This window comes from Streptomyces sp. NPDC001443, assembly GCF_053597355.1.
This window is the reverse complement of sequence record NZ_JBSFIA010000062.1, coordinates 33,137-38,660: the sequence shown is the minus strand read 5'-3', so window position 1 is coordinate 38,660 and position 5,524 is coordinate 33,137. Positions and strand designations below refer to the sequence as shown.

Annotated in this window: 3 protein-coding genes, 3 tRNA genes and 1 pseudogene; 1 reads left to right on the top strand and 6 read right to left on the bottom strand. The window is 72.0% G+C overall.

Features of this window, described 5'->3' with window-relative positions; all coding sequences use genetic code 11:
* Positions 1-274: 274 nt before the first annotated feature.
* The 6 genes and pseudogenes from ACWC24_RS38935 to ACWC24_RS38910 all read right to left on the bottom strand — a co-directional run bounded on the left by ACWC24_RS38935 (position 275) and on the right by ACWC24_RS38910 (position 3,417).
* Positions 275-348: transfer RNA gene (locus ACWC24_RS38935), tRNA-Phe, on the bottom strand.
* Between the two features lie 24 nt (positions 349-372).
* Positions 373-447, bottom strand: a tRNA-Asp gene (locus tag ACWC24_RS38930).
* A 50-nt stretch (positions 448-497) separates the two neighbouring features.
* Positions 498-570 (bottom strand) — tRNA-Glu (locus ACWC24_RS38925).
* A gap of 80 nt (positions 571-650) precedes the next feature.
* A pseudogene (locus ACWC24_RS38920) lies at positions 651-2,335 on the bottom strand (metallophosphoesterase family protein).
* A gap of 40 nt (positions 2,336-2,375) precedes the next feature.
* Complete coding sequence (locus ACWC24_RS38915; RefSeq protein WP_450667637.1) at positions 2,376-2,726, bottom strand: metallopeptidase family protein; 351 nt, start codon at positions 2,724-2,726, stop codon at positions 2,376-2,378.
* A gap of 328 nt (positions 2,727-3,054) precedes the next feature.
* Positions 3,055-3,417, bottom strand: a complete 363-nt coding sequence (locus ACWC24_RS38910) for a hypothetical protein (protein ID WP_450667636.1) — start codon at positions 3,415-3,417, stop codon at positions 3,055-3,057.
* Between the two features lie 248 nt (positions 3,418-3,665).
* On the opposite strand from ACWC24_RS38910, the gene ACWC24_RS38905 reads away from it, so the two are divergent.
* The coding region (locus tag ACWC24_RS38905; RefSeq protein WP_450667635.1) for a DEAD/DEAH box helicase at positions 3,666-5,524 on the top strand (1,859 nt) is incomplete at its 3' end.

Below are 5,524 nucleotides of genomic sequence, written 5' to 3'. Positions count from 1 at the left end.
CGCTGGAACAACTCCCACAACTCATCCGGCACCAGCCGCTCAACGATCCCCACCCCTGGAAGCCTACCGAACCCTCCAAATGAGATGACTTCTAACTCGGTGTCCCGGATGTCTCCGGCCCTGTTCCGCACCATCGTCCCCGCCCCTTCAGCACCGCGCCGACCGGATGCACGCCGACCGGGCGTGCAGCAGCCAGGCATACAACAGCCAGGCATACAGCGACCAGGCGTACAACGACAGGAGCCTCATCCGAACGGATGAGGCTCCTGACTTGTGGCTGGGGCCGGGGTCGAACCGGCGACCTATCGCTTTTCAGGCGATCGCTCGTACCAACTGAGCTACCCAGCCACGAGATTTCCGAGGAAATCTCAGCGGTCCTGACGGGATTTGAACCCGCGGCCTCCACCTTGACAGGGTGGCGAGCACTCCAAACTGCTCCACAGGACCATGCTGTTGTGTGCGAACCGACGCATGTAAGTGTCGCACACCGTACTACGTGCCCCCAACGGGATTCGAACCCGTGCTACCGCCTTGAAAGGGCGGCGTCCTAGGCCGCTAGACGATGAGGGCTATCGGCCCGCCTGCGCGCTTCTCAGCGCGTCGGGGACGTCCTGAGCATATGGGATGGCGGCGGGTATCGCCAAAACGGTTTACGGGGAGGTCCCGGAGGGAGTCGCGGAGGGGCTGGGGGAGCCGCCCTGGACAGGGACCCGGGACCCGGTCGGCGACGGCTCCGGGGAGGGCGCCGAGGACGCCGTCGGGGCGGGGGCCGGGGAGGGCGCCGCCCCCGGCTGGTTCTCCTCGGGAAGGTGGCGGCTGACCTCGGCCGTGGTCAGTCCCAGGCCGCCCAGCCGGATCTCGTCCCAGGCCTGGAGGCGCCGGGTGTCGCGGTCGAAGTAGAGGATCGACGCCTCGATCGGGTCCGGGTACCTGCCCTCGACGGCGCGCAGCCCGCTGCCGCCCGTGGAGCCCTCCACCCGCAGCCGGGTGCCGTTCTTCATGACCTCCGTCTCCTCGTGGTGCACATGGCCGGCCAGCACGAGCGGCACCTCGCCGTCCGTGACGCGCGCCGCGAAGGGCTCGTGGACGATCGCCACGTCGGCCGGGGTCCCGGCGGCCTTCTGGTCGCGCAGGGCCGAGGCCAGCCGGGCGCCCGCCAGGTACTCGGCCGGGTCGCCGCCCGGCCGGGCCGAGCGGTCGGGCGTGAACTGCGGGTCTCCGATGCCCGCGAAGCGCAGGCCCGCGACGGTCTCGGCCCGGCCGTCGTCGAGGACGTGCACGTTCTTCATGTGCTCCAGGTAGCGCTGGGTGAGCGGGGAGTCGTGGTTGCCTCGCACCCAGACGTAGGGGGCGCCAAGATCGGCTATCGGGTCCAGGAAGGCGTTCTCGGCCGCCGTGCCGTGGTCCATCGTGTCGCCGGAGTCGACGATCACATCGATCTTGTACTGCTCCACCAGCGACGCGATGATCTTCCAGCTCGCCGGGTTGAGATGGATGTCCGAGACGTGCAGGACCCGGATCGTGCTCGGGTCCGGAGAGTAGGCGGGCAGCGTGGACGTGACGTCGTAGAGCTTCGTCACGTTCGTCACCAGGCGGGCCAACTCCTGCTGGTAGACGTCGAACTCGGTGACGATGTTCCGGGCGTTGCCCACGAGGGAGGGCGCGGAGGACAGCAGGCCCGAGAACCTCGGCTCCAGGACCGACTCGGGGTTCCAGGTGGCGTACGCCGTCCCGCCGCAGGCCGCGAGCAGGGTCAGGGCCAGTCCGCCGGCCGCGAGGGCGCGCCGGGGGCGGCGGTAGACCGCGAGGCCGAGGGCGGTGGCGCCGGAGACGACGGCGACGCCGGAGCGCGCGGCCAGGTCGAGCGTGCCGTGCTCCACGTCCCGGGTGACCTCCTCCTGGAGGCCCGTGATCCGCTCGGGGTGGTCGACCAGGGCCCGGGAGCGGACCGGGTCGAGCTGGTCGACGTTCACGTCCAGCCGGACCGGGGCGGCGTGGCTGTCCAGGCTCAGCGCGCCCAGCGGGGAGACGTTGATCTTGGTGCCGCCGGTGAGGGAGGGGCGCAGGGCCATCGTGGTGTCCATGGGGCCCACCGCCGTACGTTCCCGACGGCCAGCAGGCCCAGCCAGGCCCCGGCCAGGACCACGGTGACCAGGCCCAGGGCGCGGGCCCAGGGGCGCGGCTGCGGGACGAGCTCGACGGAGAGCCGGGGCCGGGGGCGCCGGTCGGCCCGGCGGCGGGCGAGGGCGCGAAGCCTCCCGGGTGTGCGGGACCTTCCGGGTATGCGGTTCAGGGCGGCGGTGATGCCGTGTGCACGGGCGGGGACGCGGACCATTGGGCCCGTATGCCCGGGTATGCGGGCGGGTATGCGGGCGTCAGCCCCAGCCGAGTTCGTGCAGCCGCGCGTCGTCGATGCCGAAGTGGTGCGCCACCTCGTGCACGACGGTGACGGACACCTCGTCCACCACCTCCTCGGCCGTCTCGCAGTGGCGCAGGGTCGGGCCCCGGTAGATCGTGATGCGGTCCGGCAGGACGCCCGCGTACCACTCCCCGCGCTCCGTGAGGGGGGTGCCCTCGTACAGGCCGAGGAGCTCGGGGTCGTCGGACGGCGGCTCGTCCTCGACGAACACCGCCACGTTGTCCATGACCCGCGTCAGTTCCGGCGGGATCCGGTCCAGGGCCTCGCTCACCAGTTCTTCGAACCTGTCGGGCGTCATCTCCAGCACACGGCCATTGTCGGGGACGGCAGGGCGGAACGGAGGGTTCGGGCGCGGTCCGTACGAGCCGTGGCCGGGCGCGGCGGGCGGGCGCGTGTCCTACGGCGGCGGCGGGAGTTGAACACGTCGACTTCTTCGTCCACCCGGAGGTGGCTTCCGTGCGCCCCTTGAACGTATCCGTACGCCTGGCCGTGACGGTCATGGTCGTGGCCGGCGCGGCCGGCTGTGTGAGCGTGGGTGACGATGACGGGAGCCAGGCCAGACCGACGCACTCGGCCGGTCGGCACGGCGGCGGCGCGGGGGACGGCGACCGGGCCGGCGGCGGTGGCGCGGTCGGCTACGGGGACGGGTCCGGGCACGGCGGGCGCGACCGCGGCAGGCACGGCGGGCCGAAGGGCGGGGAGTCGGCGTCCCCGTCGGACTCGCCGTCGGCGGGCCCCGGCGCGAGTGCGAGCGCGTCGGCGTCCGTCCGGCCGGGGCACAGTGCGCCGCCGGGCGTGCCCTCGCCGACCGGGGCGCCGCCGGTGCCGACCGGGAGCGACCCGGCGCAGGAGCCGTCCGTGGATCCGACGACGACGGCTCCGCAGCCGTCGGAGTCGTCGGCCGCGGAGCCGTCGTCGTCGGCGCACGGGGAGGGTCTGCCCCAGCTGGTGCAGCGCGAGCCCGCGCCCCGGGCGGGCCTGCCGGCGCTGTGAGCCATGCTTTCCAAGGCGGGGAAGGCCTCGTGACCTGCGGTTATGAGGACGGATTTGCCTAAGGGGGGTGAGGGTGCGTATGGTGGTAGATCGTTCGTAGATCGTTTGATCCCATTTGCCCGGCGCCAATACAGAGCGCGCCGTGTGGCGCGTACTCTCCCTTGCCGTGGCGGACCGCATCGAGGCGGTCGTAATGCGACTCACGGAGTTGACGGGCGCGTGCCGAAGAGACTCCGGAAGGTTTCGCATTCGCATGTCCATTTCCAGTACTGATCACGCCGTCGTGCCCTCGAACGGGCAGAACGACGAGCACGTCGACCACATCGAGACCGTCGAGGCGACGGTCGAGACGGCCGTCGAGACGGCGTCCGAGGACCCGCAGATCACCTTCGCGGACCTCGGCCTGCCCGAGGGCGTCGTGCGCAAGCTCGCCCAGAACGGCGTGACGGTCCCCTTCCCGATCCAGGCCGCGACCATCCCGGACGCCCTGGCCGGCAAGGACATCCTCGGCCGTGGCCGCACCGGCTCCGGCAAGACCCTCTCCTTCGGTCTGCCGACCCTGGCCACGCTGGCCGGCGGCCGCACCCAGAAGCACAAGCCCCGCGCGGTCATCCTCACCCCGACCCGTGAGCTGGCCATGCAGGTCGCCGACGCCCTCCAGCCCTACGGCGACGTCCTCGGCCTGAAGATGAAGGTCGTCTGCGGCGGCACCTCGATGGGCAACCAGATCTACGCCCTGGAGCGCGGCGTCGACATCCTCGTCGCCACCCCGGGCCGACTGCGCGACATCATCAACCGCGGCGCCTGCTCCCTGGAGGACGTGCAGATCGCCGTCCTCGACGAGGCCGACCAGATGTCCGACCTGGGCTTCATGCCCGAGGTCACCGAACTGCTCGACCAGGTCCCGGCCGGCGGTCAGCGGATGCTCTTCTCCGCGACGATGGAGAACGAGATCAAGACCCTCGTCGACCGGTACCTCAACGCCCCGGTCAGCCACGAGGTCGACGCCGCCCAGGGCGCGGTCACCACGATGAGCCACCACATCCTCATCGTGAAGCCCAAGGACAAGGCGCCGGTCACGGCCGCGATCGCCTCCCGCAAGGGCCGCACCATCATCTTCGTCCGCACCCAGCTGGGCGCCGACCGCGTCGCCGAGCAGCTGCGTGACGCCGGGGTGAAGGCCGACGCGCTGCACGGCGGCATGACCCAGGGCGCCCGTACCCGGACGCTGGCGGACTTCAAGGACGGTTACGTCAACGTCCTGGTCGCCACCGACGTCGCCGCGCGAGGCATCCACGTCGACGGCATCGACCTGGTCCTCAACGTCGACCCGGCCGGCGACCACAAGGACTACCTGCACCGGGCCGGCCGTACCGCGCGTGCGGGCCGCACGGGCACCGTGGTCTCCCTCTCGCTGCCGCACCAGCGGCGCCAGATCTTCCGCCTCATGGAGGACGCGGGCGTCGACGCCGGGCGCCACATCATCCAGGGCGGCGCCGCCTTCGAGCCGGAGGTCGCCGAGATCACCGGCGCCCGCTCGATGACCGAGGTCCAGGCCGAGTCCGCGGGCAACGCCGCGCAGCAGGCCGAGCGCGAGGTCACCCAGCTCACCAAGGAGCTGGAGCGCGCCCAGCGCCGCGCGAGCGAGCTGCGCGAGGAGGCCGACCGCCTCGTCGCCCGGGTCGCCCGCGAGCGCGGCGAGGACCCGCAGGCCGCGGTGGCCGAGGCGCAGTCGGAGGCGGCGCAGGCCGTCGCCGAGGTCTCCGTGCCGGAGCAGCCGGCCGCGCAGGACGTCGACCGGGCCGAGCGCGAGGAGCGCACGGCGGCCTCGTTCCCCTCGTCTTCGTCATCCTCCTCGTACGAGCGTCGTGACGACCGGGGCGGCTTCAACCGCGACCGTCGTGACGACCGCGGCGGCGACCGTGGCGGCTTCCGCCGTGACGACCGCCGTGACGACCGCGGTGGCCGTTCCTTCGAGCGTCGTGACGACCGGGGCGGTTTCAACCGCGACCGTCGTGACGACCGCGGCGGCGACCGTGGCGGCTTCCGCCGTGACGACCGTCGTGACGACCGCGGTGGCCGTTCCTTCGGCGGTGACCGTGACCGTGGTTT

Bases quoted from the DNA above. Each gene is read 5' to 3' on its own strand.
- ACWC24_RS38910 (WP_450667636.1), bottom strand. From the start codon at position 3,417: ATGGCTCACAGCGCCGGCAGGCCCGCCCGGGGCGCGGGCTCGCGCTGC.